Annotated in this window: 18 protein-coding genes and 1 tRNA gene; 18 read left to right on the top strand and 1 reads right to left on the bottom strand. The window is 36.0% G+C overall.

The window, feature by feature from the left end; all coding sequences use genetic code 11:
- Window positions 1-140: 140 nt before the first annotated feature.
- On the top strand, window positions 141-455 hold the full coding sequence (gene trxA / locus F0527_RS10395) for a thioredoxin (protein WP_150284761.1): 315 nt from the start codon (window positions 141-143) through the stop codon (window positions 453-455).
- 69 nt (window positions 456-524) lie between these two features.
- Window positions 525-2,324 carry an excinuclease ABC subunit UvrC gene (uvrC, locus tag F0527_RS10390; protein WP_150284760.1) on the top strand — a complete coding sequence of 600 codons (1,800 nt, stop codon included), beginning with the start codon at window positions 525-527 and terminating at the stop codon, window positions 2,322-2,324.
- 55 nt (window positions 2,325-2,379) lie between these two features.
- On the opposite strand, the gene F0527_RS10385 is transcribed toward uvrC, so the two are convergent.
- On the bottom strand, window positions 2,380-2,802 hold the full coding sequence (locus tag F0527_RS10385; RefSeq protein ID WP_066788683.1) for a DUF2507 domain-containing protein: 423 nt from the start codon (window positions 2,800-2,802) through the stop codon (window positions 2,380-2,382).
- 274 nt (window positions 2,803-3,076) lie between these two features.
- Here F0527_RS10385 and F0527_RS10380 point away from each other — a divergent pair, with 274 nt between their 5' ends.
- From F0527_RS10380 to F0527_RS10305, 16 genes are all read left to right on the top strand, one after another.
- On the top strand, window positions 3,077-3,685 hold the full coding sequence (locus tag F0527_RS10380) for a succinate dehydrogenase cytochrome b558 subunit (RefSeq protein ID WP_066788680.1): 609 nt from the start codon (window positions 3,077-3,079) through the stop codon (window positions 3,683-3,685).
- A 61-nt stretch (window positions 3,686-3,746) separates the two neighbouring features.
- On the top strand, window positions 3,747-5,498 hold the full coding sequence (gene sdhA, locus F0527_RS10375; protein WP_066788678.1) for a succinate dehydrogenase flavoprotein subunit: 1,752 nt from the start codon (window positions 3,747-3,749) through the stop codon (window positions 5,496-5,498).
- Window positions 5,499-5,500: 2 nt separating this feature from the next.
- Window positions 5,501-6,274 carry a succinate dehydrogenase iron-sulfur subunit gene (gene sdhB / locus F0527_RS10370; protein WP_066788675.1) on the top strand — a complete coding sequence of 258 codons (774 nt, stop codon included), beginning with the start codon at window positions 5,501-5,503 and terminating at the stop codon, window positions 6,272-6,274.
- A gap of 191 nt (window positions 6,275-6,465) precedes the next feature.
- Window positions 6,466-6,906, top strand: a complete 441-nt coding sequence (locus F0527_RS10365) for an acyl-CoA thioesterase (RefSeq protein ID WP_150284759.1) — start codon at window positions 6,466-6,468, stop codon at window positions 6,904-6,906.
- A gap of 84 nt (window positions 6,907-6,990) precedes the next feature.
- A complete protein-coding gene (locus F0527_RS10360) occupies window positions 6,991-7,209 on the top strand; it encodes a helix-turn-helix domain-containing protein (RefSeq protein WP_066788667.1) in 219 nt (72 codons plus the stop codon).
- 75 nt (window positions 7,210-7,284) lie between these two features.
- Window positions 7,285-7,752, top strand: a complete 468-nt coding sequence (locus F0527_RS10355; protein WP_066788665.1) for a MarR family winged helix-turn-helix transcriptional regulator — start codon at window positions 7,285-7,287, stop codon at window positions 7,750-7,752.
- Window position 7,753: 1 nt separating this feature from the next.
- On the top strand, window positions 7,754-8,548 hold the full coding sequence (gene racE, locus F0527_RS10350) for a glutamate racemase (protein ID WP_150284758.1): 795 nt from the start codon (window positions 7,754-7,756) through the stop codon (window positions 8,546-8,548).
- 81 nt (window positions 8,549-8,629) lie between these two features.
- Window positions 8,630-9,223, top strand: coding sequence for an XTP/dITP diphosphatase (locus F0527_RS10345; RefSeq protein WP_150284757.1), 594 nt, complete (start codon window positions 8,630-8,632; stop codon window positions 9,221-9,223).
- A gap of 15 nt (window positions 9,224-9,238) precedes the next feature.
- Window positions 9,239-9,739, top strand: coding sequence for a metallophosphoesterase (locus F0527_RS10340; RefSeq protein ID WP_150284756.1), 501 nt, complete (start codon window positions 9,239-9,241; stop codon window positions 9,737-9,739).
- 77 nt (window positions 9,740-9,816) lie between these two features.
- Window positions 9,817-9,890: transfer RNA gene (locus F0527_RS10335), tRNA-Arg, on the top strand.
- A gap of 114 nt (window positions 9,891-10,004) precedes the next feature.
- Window positions 10,005-10,988, top strand: coding sequence for a tyrosine-type recombinase/integrase (locus tag F0527_RS10330; protein ID WP_150284755.1), 984 nt, complete (start codon window positions 10,005-10,007; stop codon window positions 10,986-10,988).
- 2,759 nt (window positions 10,989-13,747) lie between these two features.
- A complete protein-coding gene (locus tag F0527_RS10325) occupies window positions 13,748-14,173 on the top strand; it encodes a hypothetical protein (protein ID WP_150284754.1) in 426 nt (141 codons plus the stop codon).
- A 71-nt stretch (window positions 14,174-14,244) separates the two neighbouring features.
- Window positions 14,245-15,117 (top strand): SU10 major capsid protein, encoded by an 873-nt coding sequence (locus F0527_RS10320; RefSeq protein ID WP_150284753.1) that lies wholly within the window; start codon window positions 14,245-14,247, stop codon window positions 15,115-15,117.
- Window positions 15,118-15,190: 73 nt separating this feature from the next.
- The gene (locus tag F0527_RS10315; protein WP_150284752.1) at window positions 15,191-15,379 is read left to right on the top strand and encodes a helix-turn-helix domain-containing protein; all 189 of its coding nucleotides are present in this window, start codon (window positions 15,191-15,193) and stop codon (window positions 15,377-15,379) included.
- 252 nt (window positions 15,380-15,631) lie between these two features.
- Window positions 15,632-16,426, top strand: coding sequence for a hypothetical protein (locus tag F0527_RS10310; RefSeq protein ID WP_150284751.1), 795 nt, complete (start codon window positions 15,632-15,634; stop codon window positions 16,424-16,426).
- The gene (locus F0527_RS10305) at window positions 16,426-16,608 is read left to right on the top strand and encodes a hypothetical protein (protein WP_150284750.1); all 183 of its coding nucleotides are present in this window, start codon (window positions 16,426-16,428) and stop codon (window positions 16,606-16,608) included. Before F0527_RS10310 ends, F0527_RS10305 begins: the two co-directional genes overlap by 1 nt.
- Window positions 16,609-16,624 lie beyond the last annotated feature (16 nt).

Here is a 16,624-nt window from a genome sequence, read left to right as displayed (position 1 = left end):
GAAGCAGAGCTTTTCTTTTAAAATGGAAGTGTAACACAAATTAAATAAAGACCAAGTGAAATAAATGAGCAGAATTTTCGCTTTGTCTAGTTTCTTTATGCTACACTACCGATACATACCATTTAAGGAGGAAATGTAACATGGCAATTGTACATTCAACAGACGCAACATTCTCAAATGATATTTCAAAAGGTTTAGTTTTAGTAGACTTCTGGGCAACATGGTGCGGACCTTGTAAAATGATCGCTCCTGTTTTAGAAGAATTGGACCAAGAATTAGATGACAAAGCAACAATTGTAAAAGTGGATGTTGACCAAAACCAAGAAACTGCTAGCCAATTTGGTATTATGTCAATCCCAACACTTGTTTTATTTAAAGACGGTCAACCGGTTGATAAAACTGTTGGGTTCCAACCAAAAGAAGCATTAGCGGAATTAATCAACAAACACGCTTAATTCTTTCTGTTCTATAAACAAACCCGGGTCCTACTCTTAGGCACCCGGTTTTTTTTAGAGGTGATACAAATGAATGATTTAATTAAACAAAAATTAGCTATTTTACCTGACCAGCCAGGCTGTTATTTAATGAAGGACAGGCAAGGGACCATAATTTATGTAGGTAAGGCGAAAGTATTGAAAAATCGAGTTCGTTCGTACTTTACAGGTTCTCATAATGGTAAAACGCAACGACTTGTAAGTGAGATTGAAGACTTTGAGTATATTGTTACTTCCTCCAATAAAGAAGCTTTTATTTTAGAGTTAAATCTAATTAAATTGCACGATCCTAAATATAACATTATGTTAAAGGACGATAAAACCTATCCATATATTAAAATAACCAATGAAAAAAATCCGCGCTTGCTAATCGTAAGAAAGGTCAAAAAGGATAAGGGTAAGTATTTTGGCCCCTATCCTAATGCTTATGCAGCTACTGAGACAAAGAAGCTGCTGGATCGTCTTTATCCCTATCGAAAATGCCAAAATATGCCTAACCGTGTATGTCTGTACTATCACTTAGGACAATGCCTAGCACCTTGTGTAAAGGATATCGAAAAAGAGACATATCGGCAGATGACTGCTGAAATCACTAATTTTTTGAACGGTGGGCATAATGCAGTAAAAAAAGACCTAGAGCAAAAAATGATTGCTGCTTCTGAGAAATTGGATTTTGAGCGTGCGAAAGAATATCGAGATCAAATTGCCCATATTGAAGCAGTAATGGAAAAACAAAAAATCACAACTAACGATTTTACAAATCGGGATGTTTTTGGCTTTGCTGTTGATAAAGGCTGGATCTGTGTTCAAGTCTTCTTTGTAAGACAGGGCAAGCTGATAGAAAGAGATGTTTCTCTTTTTCCGACATATGGGGAGCCGGAGGAAGAATTCTTAACATTTGTAGGTCAATTCTATGAAAAGAATGATCATATTCAACCGAAAGAAGTATTACTGCCAAAGGGTGTGGATGGAGATATACTTCAAGAAGTGCTAGAGGCAAAAGTACTGATTCCTCAAAAAGGAAAGAAAAAAGAGTTGGTTGATTTGGCGTCTAAGAATGCGCAAATTGCTATCAGTGAAAAATTCCAGCTGATTGAAAGGCAAGAACAACGAACAATTGGTGCATGTGAGGAACTTGGCAATGCAATGAATATCACAACCCCATTACGTATTGAAGCATTTGATAATTCTCATATTTTTGGAGCCGATACAGTATCCGCCATGGTTGTGTTTATTGATGGTAAGCCGAATAAAAAAGAATACCGCAAATTCAAGATTCAAAGTGCAAACGCCCATGATGATTATGGTGCAATGAAAGAAGTAATCCGTAGACGATACTCACGTGTTTTGAAAGAGGGATTGCCACTGCCGGATTTGCTTGTTACAGACGGAGGCAAAGGGCAAATGGAGATAGCCAGAAGCATATTAGAGGATGAGCTAGGTTTAGACATTCCAATTGCAGGGCTTGCAAAGGATGATAAACACCAAACTTCCCAATTGCTTTACGGCAATCCACCGGAAATCATTCCGCTAAAGCGTACAAGCGAGGCTTTCTATCTATTGCAGCGTATCCAAGATGAAGTACACCGATTCGCTATTACCTTCCATCGGTCATTGCATGAGAAAAATGCCATTACTTCTATCTTAGATGAAATTCCAGGTGTCGGGCCCAAAAGGAAACAACAATTATTGAAACACTTTGGGTCGATTAAAAAGATTAAAGAAGCAGATATTGAAGCTTTGCGAGAAGCGAAGGTACCTGAGAAACTAGCACAGGTAATCGTAGACTTTTTTGCTGAGAAAGAGAAATCCTTAAATAACAAAAAGTAGATAAGCGAGCTTATCTACTTTTTTAATAGTACTTATAAATGTTAGAGATCTGTAATCATCCCTCAATAGGATCTTTCAAATCCCATTTAATGTGAAATTTAACATGGCTTTGTTTGGGTTTGATTTCTTCCGCACACTCTGTAAGGAAGCCACATGCTTGTTGTTGGCTTTGGGCTAAGAATCCTGCTTCAAGACGGAAACAACGTTGGTTGAACTTTAAGTGTTCATCTGTGCCTGCCAATGTACAAAATGCTTCATCTTTTGACAGCTTGTCGATTGTCAAGTCACCCCAGCCTGCTTCTTTAAAAAAGACCGGAACTTGGTCTAAATCTGTCGCTGGGAACTTACGGGCCAACTCTTTTCCGCACCAGTAGAGGATATCTTCTTCATTCTTTCCTAAAATAGAGGAAAGTACATGGTCACGGATGAGTTCATAGCCAAACTGAGTGACTTCTTCTTTATTTGTTTCGGTAGGCATAGCAATTCCTTCTTTCTTATATTTTTTAACGGTTTTTTGATTAAAAAGAAGCCTTGGTTATAGAAGAGAAATTATGTATCTTTTCTAGAATAATATGTCTTATCGCAACATTTGAAAATAGCTTTGTTACCTTGACGCTTATGAGGGATGAGAGTACAATAAACTTGTCATAATATTGTACCATTATGAAACAAGCAGTCAATAGAATGTCCGTTACAATCTAGTGGCGAAAAATTGACAGTCTTCGTTTCCAGTACTGAGGGGGGTAACAGTCTTGTCGAAAGATCGAGAGTTTTATTGGCGTCGTCTGCATTCTCTTCTTGGAATCATTCCAGTAGGGATTTTTGTGACGCAACACTTGTTAGTAAACTTCCAAGCTACAAACGGTGAAGAATCATTCAACAAAGCTAGTGATTTCATGGGGAATCTTCCATTCTTATGGTTCCTAGAGTGGTTCATAATTTACATTCCATTAATGTTCCATGCATTCTATGGTGTGTACATTGCGTTCACTGCTAAACCAAATAACCAACGTTTTGGCACATTCCGTAACTGGATGTTCATGTTACAACGTATTACAGGGGTTATCCTAGTAATCTTTATTGCATGGCATATCTTCCAAACACGTATTCAAAAGGCGCTTGGCACTGAAGTAGACTATGATATGATGGTTAAAGTACTATCTAACCCATTCATGGTAGCATTCTATGCATTAGGTATTATTTCAGCTACATTCCACTTAGCGAATGGTATTTGGTCATTCTTAGTAAGCTGGGGAATTACACAATCTCCAAGATCTCAACGAATTGCAACTTATATCACAATGATTTTCTTTGTAGTGTTATCTGTAATCGGCATTTCAGCTCTATTTGCATTTGCATAAGGTGATAGACTGATAGACGTGAAAGCGCTTGATTACTATTTGAACGAGGAGTGAGAAAAACATGGCTAAAAGCAAATTGATCGTCGTTGGTGGCGGTTTGGCCGGCTTAATGGCTACTATGAAAGCTGCCGAAATGGGCACTGAAGTTGAATTATTCTCGTTAGTTCCGGTAAAACGCTCACACTCTGTTTGTGCGCAAGGCGGAATTAATGGTGCCGTTAATACAAAAGGTGAAGGTGACTCACCTTGGATTCACTTTGATGATACAGTGTATGGTGGGGACTTCTTAGCAAACCAACCACCTGTAAAAGCAATGTGTGACGCTGCACCTGGCATTATCCACTTATTTGACCGTATGGGCGTTATGTTTAACCGTACCCCAGAAGGTTTACTAGATTTCCGACGTTTCGGCGGTACACAACATCACCGTACAGCATTTGCTGGTGCGACTACTGGTCAACAACTTCTTTACGCACTTGATGAACAAGTTCGTCGTTGGGAAGTAGAAGGACTAGTGACTAAGTATGAAGGCTGGGAATTCCTTGGCTTAGTTCTTGATGATGAAGGCGTTTGTAAAGGTATTAAAGCACAAGACCTTACTACACACGAAATCAGAGCATTCCGTTCTGACGCTGTAATCATGGCTAGTGGTGGTCCTGGTATCATCTTCGGTAAATCAACAAACTCAATGATCAACACAGGTTCCGCTGCATCTATCGTTTACCAACAAGGCGCAAAATACGCTAACGGTGAAATGATTCAAATTCACCCAACAGCAATCCCAGGCGATGACAAATTACGTCTAATGTCTGAATCTGCTCGTGGTGAAGGCGGTCGTATCTGGACTTATAAAGACGGTAAACCTTGGTACTTCTTAGAAGAAAAATATCCTGCATACGGAAACTTAGTACCACGTGATATTGCAACACGTGAAATCTTTGACGTATGTATTAATCAAAAATTAGGTGTTAACGGAGAAAATGTTGTATACCTTGACCTTTCTCACAAAGACCCCCATGAATTAGATGTTAAACTTGGCGGCATCATCGAAATTTATCAAAAATTCGTTGGTGATGACCCACATAAAGTACCGATGAAAATTTTCCCTGCTGTTCACTATTCAATGGGCGGATTATGGGTAGATTACGATCAACATACAACTATTCCTGGCGTATTTGCAGCTGGAGAATGTGATTACTCTCAACACGGTGCAAACCGTCTTGGCGCAAACTCACTATTGTCTGCTATTTATGGCGGTAGCGTAGCTGGTCCAAATGCAGTTGAGTACATCCGTGGACTTGACAAACATGTTGAAGACCTACCATCTTCTCTATTTGATAGCGCAGTAAAAGAAGAACAAGAGAAATGGGATGAAGTACTTCGTCTAGATGGTACTGAAAATGCTTACTTACTTCACAAAGAACTTGGAGAAGTAATGACAGAAAACGTAACAGTAGTTCGTTACAACGACAAGCTTGAAAAAACTCTTGTGAAATTGCAAGAACTAAAAGAACGTTATAACAACATTAATATTAACGATACATCTAAATGGTCAAACCAAGGTGTTCAATTCACTCGCCAATTGAAAAACATGCTTGCACTTGCAAATGTTATTACAAAAGGTGCTTTGCTTCGTGACGAATCACGTGGGGCTCACTATAAACCTGATTTCCCTACTCGTGATGATGCAAACTTCCTTAAAACAACAATTGCTGAATTCACGCCTTCATTTGATCCAAAAATTAGCTACGAAGAAGTTGATGTTTCACTAATCAAACCTCGCGAACGTAACTATGCGAAAGGAAGTCACTAATAATGGGTAACGAAGCGCAAAAATTTGTTGAAGTTGAAGTTCAACGACAAGACAATGCGGACTCTAACCCTTACTGGGAAAAATTCCGTGTTCCTTATCGTCCAAACATGAATGTAATCTCTGTATTGATGGCAATTCGGGAAAATCCTGTAACGACTGACGGCAAACAAACAACACCTGTTTCTTGGGACATGAACTGTCTTGAAGAAGTATGTGGCGCTTGTTCAATGGTAATTAATGGACGTCCACGCCAATCATGTTCATCATTGGTTGATCAATTGACACAACCAATTAAATTACAACCAATGAGTACTTTCCCTATTATCCGCGACTTGCAAATTGACCGTAGCCGCATGTTTGATTCATTGAAAAAAGTAAAAGCATGGGTTCCAATTGATGGTTCTTATGATTTAGGTGAAGGTCCTCGTATGCCAGAACGTAAACGTGAATGGGCATATGAATTGTCTAAATGTATGACTTGTGGAGTCTGCTTAGAGTCTTGTCCGAATGTAAACAGCCATTCAGACTTTATCGGTCCTGCACCACTATCTCAAGTTCGTTTATTCAACTCACACCCAACTGGTGCGATGAACAAAGACGAACGCCTAAACGCAATCATGGGCGATGGTGGACTTGCTAGCTGTGGTAATGCTCAAAACTGTGTAGTTGCATGTCCAAAAGGTATTCCTTTGACTACATCAATTGCAGCACTTAACCGTGACACTACAGTTCAAATGTTCAGAAACTTCTTTGGTTCTGACCACATGGTGGACTAGTTTTTAAGAATGATAGAAGCTCCGTACAATATTCATTGTGCGGAGTTTTTTTATCTTTATTTTGAGATTCATAATGCTACGATATTTACTGAAAATTTTACAACTATGGGTAGTAATAGATTTTGAGTTACATGTTCTGTATAATTAATGAATAGCTATTCATTTTTTTCTTTACAGAGGGGGAATTGCCAATGTTAAAAAGCTACATAAACAATATCGAAAATTGGAAAGAAGATTTTACTTTTTATGTACCGATTGAGGTACGCTTTTCAGAGACAGATTTATATGGTCATATGAATAACACTGTCCCGTTCGTTTATTTTGAGCAAGCGAGGATTGATTACCTAAAATCGTTAGGATTAATGCAAGAATGGTTAAATAATGGTGAAACGATACCTGTAGTAGCAGATTTGCAATGCGATTTTGTAAAGCAAGTTTATTTCGGAGAACAGTTGAAAGTCTATGCCAAGATTGCAGACATGGGCGCGTCTTCCATGGATATACACTATTTAGCGGTAAATGAAAAAGACGAGATTTGCTTTGGCGGCCGCGGCGCAATGGTACAAATAAGTGCTAAAACAGGTAAATCTGTCCGTTGGCAGGAAGAACAATTGACAAAGCTAACACGATAAAGTCAAATAGCCCTTGAAATGCCGTCACAGCTAACCATGTCCCTACATAAGTTACAATGTGAGGGGATTGGAGGGGCGCCCGGAATGAGTCGTTTTCATCATTCAATATTAACGAAAAGAGAACACGAAATTTTTCTTCTATTAATGAAGGACTATGCTACAAAGGAAATTGCCAAAGAGCTGGGCATCAGCGAGAAAACAGTACGAAACCATATTTCCAACACCATCCAAAAATTGGGTGTATCTAGTCGTGCTCAAGCAATGCTTGAACTCATAAGATTAGGAGAGTTTTCGCTAGACTAAAAAGGATACTTGCCATTTTCCTAAAAAAACTTCACAATAGGAATAAGTAATCCTTTTGAGGAGTGGATAAACTACATGTCGAACCAAGAGCCACAACAATTTCAAACAAACGAACAGATTGCATTATTAGAAAAGAATCTGCGCCACATTGCTGCTCTAATTAAGCAAAGAGGCAGAGAAATATTAAGTAATTATACAATTACCCCACCACAGTTTATCGCTCTACAATGGCTTCATGAGTTAGGTGACATGACAATCGGAGATCTTTCGAATAAAATGTATTTAGCGTTCAGTACAACGACCGATTTAGTAGATCGTATGGAAAAAAATGCGCTTGTGCAGCGTATTCGAGATACTCAAGATCGTCGTGTCGTTTGTATCCATTTGCTTGAAGAAGGAGAGCGCATTATTGAAGAAGTAATTGAACAACGCCAAAATTATTTGGCAGACCTAGTAAAAGACTTTTCTAGTGACCAGGTTCAATCTCTATCAATATTGTTAAGTAAATTATACGAAGAAATGAACCAGGATAGAGGCGGTTAAAGTGAATGCTCCCATCGGAGTTATTGATTCAGGAGTAGGTGGGCTAACCGTTGTCAAAGAAATGCTGCGCTATTTGCCAAATGAGTCGATTATTTATTTAGGCGACACTGCGCGCTGTCCTTATGGAACAAGATCTAAAGAGCAAGTTATCGAATTTACAAACCAAATTGTCGAGAAGCTTTCGAAAATGGATATTAAAATGCTTGTCATTGCTTGTAATACGATTACAGCTGTTGCTTTAGAAGGCTTACAAAAGCGTTGTCCCTTCCCTGTCATTGGCGTGATTAATGCAGGAGCTAAGGCGGCGATTAAAGCGACAAAGACACGCAGTATCGCGGTTATTGCTACACCTGGCACAGTAAAAAGTGGAGCATACGAAAATGCAATATATTCGTTGAATTCTTCTAGCTCTATCACAGCGCTCGCTTGTCCAAGGCTTGTGCCGCTTGTGGAAAGCGGCCAATACCAGGGCGAGTTTGCACTTAATCTAGTAGAAGAAACACTAGCTCCATTGAAAAATAGTAGGTTTGATACAATGATTTTAGGTTGTACACATTATCCAATTATTCAAGAATTGATTGAAGAAGTAGTTGGAGAAGAAGTGCATGTGGTATCTTCTGCAGAAGAAACTGCAAAGCATGTGAAAGAAACACTTGAGTTTCTGCATATTGAAAGAATGGATGAACACCCACCTAAGCATCTTTTCTATACAACAGGTTCGGTACCTATTTTTCAGTCCATCGCAAGCAGTTGGTTACCCTTAAAAGATTTGCAAGTCAAACGAATACAACTATAGTGCGAAGCCCGAGACATCATGTTTCGGGCTTTTCAATTGGAAACATGCTAAAATAACCTAGAGAAGAAAGGGGCGTACATAATGAAACAAATTATTATAGCAACGAAAAACAAAGGAAAAGCAAAAGACTTTGAAGCTATTTTTGAGCCATTAGGATTTGAAGTACTAACATTATTCGATGTGGCACCTGACATGGAAATCGAAGAAACAGGAAGTACATTCGAAGAAAACGCCGTATTAAAAGCTGAGACAGTCGCTAATCGATTACATACCTATGTTATAGCAGATGATAGCGGCCTTGAAATAGACGCTCTACACGGCGAACCAGGCGTATATTCAGCGCGTTATGCAGGAGACCATGATGACGAAGCAAATATGGATAAGGCCCTTCGGAATTTAGAAGGCGTTCCTACAGAAGATCGCACAGCCCGTTTTACATGCTGCTTAGCTATCGCAGGTCCAGATGTGCCGACAGAAACAGTGAAAGGTACGTGTGAAGGCGTGATTTTGACTGAAAGACGAGGCGACCAAGGCTTTGGATATGACCCTATTTTTTATGTGCCAGAAAAAGAAAAGACAATGGCAGAAATGACGCCAGCAGAAAAAGGTAGTTTATCACATCGCGGCAATGCAATCCGCAAGCTTGCAAGTGATTTGCCTACTTGGCTCCAATAGGGGAGGGAAACACCTATGAAAATATTGGTTATGAGCGATACACATGGCGATGCAACTATAATACAAGAAGTAAAGAAACAAAACTTAGATGTTGATGCCATCTTTCATTGCGGCGACAGTGAGCTTCCGTTTGATGCGTCAGAACTGAAAGATGTGTATAAAGTCAGAGGCAACTGTGATTATGATATGAACTTTCCTACTGAAGTCATCAAGGAAATAAACGGTGAGACCATTTTTATAACACATGGCCATTTGTTTGGCGTCAAATCGAATTTAAACGCCTTATCATTCCGAGCGAGAGAAGTTGGAGCAGATGTAGTGCTGTTCGGTCATTCCCATATCCTAGGTGTAGAACTGGTTGATGAGATCCTTTATGTCAATCCAGGAAGCCTTTTACTGCCAAGAGGCCGTAAAGAAAAAAGCTATGCGATAATCGAAAAGACTGGCAATAGTTGGTCTGTTTCCTTTTATACAGAAGAGAAACAAATTATTGCGGAAAAAAATTTAGTAATTTAGCAAATTAGCGTTGACTTATTCTCTAAACCTGCTATAATAAATATTGTCCTCATGATAATACTTCATGAAGACAACTTGTCCCAGTAGCTCAGCCGGATAGAGCATACGCCTTCTAAGCGTACGGTCGGGAGTTCGAATCTCTCCTGGGACGTAATATTTTAACTGTATAAGGTTGATAAATAAGCACTTTCGCTTATGAGTGTAATTTCAAGTATCGGTCATTTGACTGTCTGAAATTCATTTGTAAGTGGAGGTGCTTTTTTTCGTGACTAAAAGGAAAGGTATATTTGACGTTAATGTTGATTTAAATGTTAATGCCTTTTCAGTTCCATTAAATAGGGAGAGAAATTCCAAAAAAGATAATGGGATTACGATTGAACAAGCCTTACGCATTATCATACGACAAATGGAAGTGAGTGGTGCTAGACCTCGCACTATTTACGACTATGAATTAATTGTAGGTAAGTTTCAATCAGTGACTAAGGCAGAGTATGTATTAGATATAACGAATGAATTAATTTATCAATGGTTAGAGTCTATGAACGTTAAAAACCAAACGAAATTAACAAGATTAAAATGTTTAAAAGCATATTTAGGGCGTTGTTTTGATAACGGATGGGTTCAAAATAAATTTTGGAGAAATATCAATGTGAAGGTTGACCAACAAATCAAAGAGGGTGCAACAGATAAAGATATAGAGATGTTAATGTCCATTCTTGATTTTAACACCTTCTTAGATTTAAGGAATGGAACTGCGGTTCTATTGATGTATAAAACAGGGATTAGAATTGCCACATTGTCAAAGTTAGAATCACATCATATAGACTTAGAAAATAAAACTTTAAATCTTGACGGTAAACTCATGAAAAATCATAAAGGCTTGAAACTTCCTTTTGATGATCAGTTGGCTTACTTGCTCAATATTCTTTTACAACAAAATGAGCCAATTAGGAGGGAATATCGCCAGTTTAATGATTATGTATTCATAACAAATAAAGGTGAGTATATAGGGCAAGGAATCACATCTAATGCCATTCAGAAGCAATTAAATAAATATACAAGGCGGTATGGGATTAAGAATATATCACCTCATGCGTTGAGGAGAGGATTTGCAACTAACTTATTAAGAAAGAACGCAAATATTAATCTTATTTCTCGTGCTTTAGGTCATTCAGATTTAGGTGTAACCTCTAAGTATTTATCTATTGATATGGAAGAAACTGCAATAGAATTACGTGATTATTTATGACAAAAAAGAAAAGGACATTGAGTTCACACCTCAAGTCCTTTGTAAGAAAGGTTCAAATAGCCATACACCAATACAACTAAATTGAACATTTAAGTTATCCTTATTTTATCGAAAAAAATTCGATTTTGCAAGGTTTATTAAGTATACCCTTTTTTAAGTGTTCATGAGGGAGGAATATGCCTAGTAATTCCCTCAACAAAAATAACCTTGACAAGTTATGACACCCTATCGCAAAAAGTGTCTAGCGTACAATACAAGCAATTTCTCATTCATGCTTAGTACGTGAATGGTGCTAACCACCAATTTGAAGGGTTAGGAGTGGAAGGTCTGAATGACTGCGGTCATTGTAGGACAAGCCATAGATAGTATGTTTAGTGAGTTCTTCAAAGTAAGATAACTATTCACTTGTACAAGCATGATCGCTTATATAAGACATATTTGAACTTTCGGGGGCAGAAGTAGAAAGTAGGCTTGTTGTGTAGAAATACACGCAACAGAATGAGAGCATACAATACTTACAATACACTGTGACGCTTTATGTAATAGTTGTCTGTCTTTGTTCCTATAATTCTATTTTATTGTTTTATAGAGAACTAGGCAGACAAACTTTGCACCAAGCCTAGCAATTCCTATTCTGCTTTATGCCATAGTGAGTAAAGAAAAGTCAAGTAAATAATAAGGGATACTATAATTTAGGAAAATAGGAAACCTTCACAACCTAGTCATATCAAGGACTTGATTACAAATCATATATATGGATAGAGAATAAAACTGTTAAAACGATAATAGTTGATTAAATCAATCCCCATTAAAACACTTTAACTTACTAAAGTACTTATATGTACGGATTTACTGGTGTTTAGTGAGTATGAGTTAATACACGTTAAAGGAAGGTGAAATTAAGACGCTTATTAAAACGATGTTATCAAATTAAAAACGTTGATGAGCCTTACTGGCACAAGGGATTGATCAATTCCAAAATATACACTTCACTTAATTAAAGTGACGAAAATTCAGTAAAATCAACGTTTCTAAGGGTATAATTAAGAATTCCTTAATAGTCTCTAAGGGAGATAGAAGAAAATAAGAGATGTGAAGTAGTTGAAAACGATATAACCGTTGAGACGACTGTATTTCTGAAAATACTTTATTAAGTTAAATTGTTAGTATTGTTGAATTTATTATCTTTTAATAGGATTTTTACAATAACCCTCTTAAGGAAGGTAGAAAAAGTTAAAACGATATATCCCTTGCTGTATAAGGATTTCTAAAATAATTTAACGAACTAAACTTCCACTTTAATTAAATTTACAGGGTTTCTCAGTTATTTTTATAATAGTCTCTAAAGGAAGGTAAAGCGAGAAAAGTTAAAACGATATAACCTTATTATATCAACTTTGATTTTACTTACTTTATCTATAAGTAACGTATATCTTAGCATTTAAAAGTGTTTTCAAGGTATTAGTTAGTGGTGTATAAAGGAAGGGTAATCACTAGAACGTCTGAAAACGATGTCCAACCTGTTAAAACGATTCAAAACTCAATAAACATAAGGGTTTCAAAAAGAGTTAATGTGAGTTATTCAGTTTGATTAAAGTTTCATATCTTAAGAAAGTCAATAAACATAAGGTATTGTTAATATTTGGATAATAGTCTCTAAGGGAAGGTAAGAAAAGTTAAAACGATATAACCGTTGATATACTTAGATTTCTAAAAATAATTCATTTAGTTAAAGTGTTAATATCGTTACATTTACTATGTTTTTAATGGAATTTTACAATATCCCTTTAAAGGAAGGTAGAAAAAGTAAATATATTTGATTTACAAAACGATATACCCCTTGATACATAAGGGTTTGCAAAAATATTTTAGTACACTAAAGTGCCGTTTTCCTTGATTTTGCTATATAATTTAACTGATTTTATAATAGTCTCTAAAGGAAGGTAAGGGTAAAAAGATGCGTTTTTGGTCATTATTGCAAAAAAGTTGCAGTAAAAGTGGCTATGAACCGTTGATAAAACTGAAACCCCAATTCCCCCTATAGGAAGGTAAGAGTAAAATCGTCAAAATGGGCATTTTTGCACGAAAACGTCATAAAAACACCTCATGAACGTTGATATAACAACATTCCTATGGTTTTCTATAGGAAGGGTAATATAAATTGCCATTTTGCATGAAAACCTTCGCAAATGTACCCTTCAACCCTTGATACGACAACAAGTAAGGAGTTCCCTATAGGAGGGGTAGAAAAAATGTAAACAGTTAATGCTATTTATCAGAATGATTATTAGTTAAAAAAACGCATAATTTAACGATTATTGCATGAAAACTTCCGCAAAGTAGCCCATGAGCGTTGATATAACAACATTCCTGTTATCTATAATAGGAAAGGGTAGAAATGGTGGACACTAAATGTCGTATTTATCAGAATGGATTCACATATAACAGGTGATATATCGCATTATGTTATTAATAAATTTTAATAATGTACTGGGGCAAATCACCCCACAATACTTTTTTATTCATTTATGTTGGAGTGTTAGTCGCCATACTGATACTCCTCCTCTTTTCTTTTTATTTATATTTTTAAATAGTCTAAGGTTTCCCCAAGTCATTCAAATTGAGTGGCTTTTTTATATTGTATTTTAATCGTACAGACCTTTTAGAAGGTGAGTAGTGTATTCGTTCACCTTTATGCTAAGTACGCTTAAAGTACACAAATTTTAATTAATAACGCTATGTTAATTGGAGGTATCAGAATGGAAGAAAACACACAAATAGAAACAACTGAACAACTTGAACAAGAAGCCCCTGAAACAGTCCTCAAAGCCGATTATGATGCATTAAAGGTGAAATTAGAGGAATTGCAAGGGAAGTTATCCCAACCACTCACAGACGCTGAAATTAATCTTAAAAAGCGTGAAGAGGAATTGTTTGCTAAAGAGGTTGAATTAACTCTTAAGGATAATGGATTCGGACAATTTGCACCGCTGATTAAAGTGCAAAATAATGACGAGTTAGATATGAGTATCAAGTTGCTTCAAGAAATCTATAAGCAAGATAAGATTACTAATTCTTATGTGCCTAGTGGAGCAACTTCAACAACCGAATATGAACAAGCACACGCTAAAAAAGATGTAGGTGGCATGATCGCTGCTAAGTTAAATGGTTTATTTGGTAAGTAAAATTGGTTGTTCGGCAAGAAATTGTCATTCAATATATAAAAAATTAAAAATTAGAAATGGAGATTGATATTATGTTTACATCAAAAAACTTTACACAAAATGAGAAAATTGCTTTATCACAAGAGATTGCTGAAATTGGAAAACAAGCAACACCTTTCACTTCACTATTAATGGCTAAAGGTAATGTAGAACAATCACTGTCTACTATTTTCAACTGGAGAGAGAAAACTCTTGATAACACAGAAGATATTACATTTGCTGAAGGTTCTGTAACTGACGCTTTCCAACAATCAGTTCGCAAAGAGTATAACAACGTATTACAAATTTTTAAAAAGGCAGTTGAAATTTCAGGCACTGCTGAACGTATGGCAAACGGTCAATTGAGTGCTGAAATTTCTGATAGGCTTTTGGAAATGAAGATTCAAATTGAGAAAACTTTAATCAATGGAACTAAAGATGATGGTTCTGTATCGGGTATTCGTAAAATGTCTGGTCTTATTGAATTTGCAGACGCTACAAATGCAGTTGAAGGTGCAATTGCTAAAACTGTTGAATTAGTTAAACAATCAGCACGTAACTTATGGGATAAAGACCTTGCAGAAGGTACTCTATATGTGTTGCTAGGTGCAGACGCAAAAGAACAAGTAGACAACTACTATAACGGTTCTTATTCTTACCAACATGTAACAACAAACTTTGGCTTAGTTGCAGACAGTGTTAATACTAACTATGGTACTTTGAACTTTGTACTTTCTAAGCATATCCCAGCAGATAAAGTTGTGGTATTTAATGACGTCTATGTTGATCTTGTAACTCTACGTGAAGCAAGTTTTGAACCATTAGCCAAAATCGGGGATTCAGAACGTGGTCAAGTTGTTTCAGAGTATTCTCTAAAAGTAGGTTCTCCAAAAGGAATTTCAGTTGTAACTTTAACAACAAAATAATACATATCTAATTGAAGGGGGGGCATATTTAGCCCTCCTTTAATTTTATACGGATATTTATAAGGAGATAACAATGAATGAAATTGAATTTACGGAAAAAGAAAAGTTAATTATGTTGAGAAAACGCAAACGGATTTCGCAGGGGAAGGTGGCAAGTCAATTAGGTGTAACTCAAGCATTTATAAGCATATTTGAAAATGGAAAATACGAGTTCAAAGAAAGTATGTATTCACGTTACAAAAACTACATAGAAAATTATTAATCAAAATATTAAAACGAAAAGGTAGGTGCAATAGTGAGAAGTTTTATTACCTAGTATCCTTGTAAATCTGAACAGGAGATTTTACAAGGATATTTAATAAGTGAAGATTTGTTATTAAAGGATAAACATAAGGATATATAACGTTCAACAAGATATTAGTGAATAAATTTTTCGCTAATAATTATGAAAAAAGAATATATGGATTTAATGCCAGAATGGACAAAAGAAGAAAAACTTAGAAAGTTAGATTCAATGATTACTGATGACTTAGATTCACTATTTGGACAAGCAGTAATGAATAAGAAATTTGGTACACAGGTGAGTTCCTATTATTCATTTTTAGGATTGCATTACAATGATAATTCTGTATTTAAAAATACATTTGCAATTGACTGTGCAACTGCTGGAATGAAAACATTTGATAATCATACTACTAAATTGAGTAAAAACGATACATATAACATTCAATCGGCAAACTTAAATCTTATTGATGATGTAAGTAAGGACAACTATTGCATGAAATATAATGGTTCTTCTTCATTACTAATACTAACTATGTACGATATTTTGGATTTCTCTACTTTAAATGAGGAACAATTAGCGTTTATTGCATGCATTGATTCTTATTATTTAGGTGCATATAACAACTATGGAGGAGTATCACAAAAGGCATTTCAACATTATTTAGATGTGATGGAGATTAGGAAGTATTACGAACCGTTATTCAATGCTCATCCGGAATCTGACTTCAAGGATTATATAGAAGAACATAAACTAAAAAGGAAATTAAGAATTGATGATAAAGGTAAATTGCAAACTGATCTCGATTTAAAGTACATAAGCAATCTATTTCCTATGCTTGACTTCTATTCAGTATTTGAAAAGGAATTTCCCCACAGTTATGAATTGCAGTATAACGTTAAGAAGTTTGCATATCCAATTTATGGTATGACAAGAGAGAAACTGACAGATGAACAAATTTTCTCATTAGCATTAACTAGAAAAAATGAAGTTAAATATACGACAAAGAAAGTAGGTAATCATTAGTGGATAGAACAAAGTTTTTCTTTTGCTATAATCGCAAAACAGTAGATGAACTAATTGAACATGGATTTACATACATAACAAGAGCAAGAAACCTTAATAATAATATGCCATTCACTATGTTTTATTTAGATGAAAAATTGCAAACGTATCTAAATAAAAAGAATGAAAACAAATCTTTATAACTTTCCAAATAATATA

Source organism: Rummeliibacillus sp. TYF-LIM-RU47, assembly GCF_008638315.1.
Classification (GTDB): Bacteria; Bacillota; Bacilli; order Bacillales_A; family Planococcaceae; genus Rummeliibacillus; species Rummeliibacillus stabekisii.
Note: the sequence above shows the minus strand (reverse complement) of the source record. Positions and strands in the feature narration are given on the sequence as shown.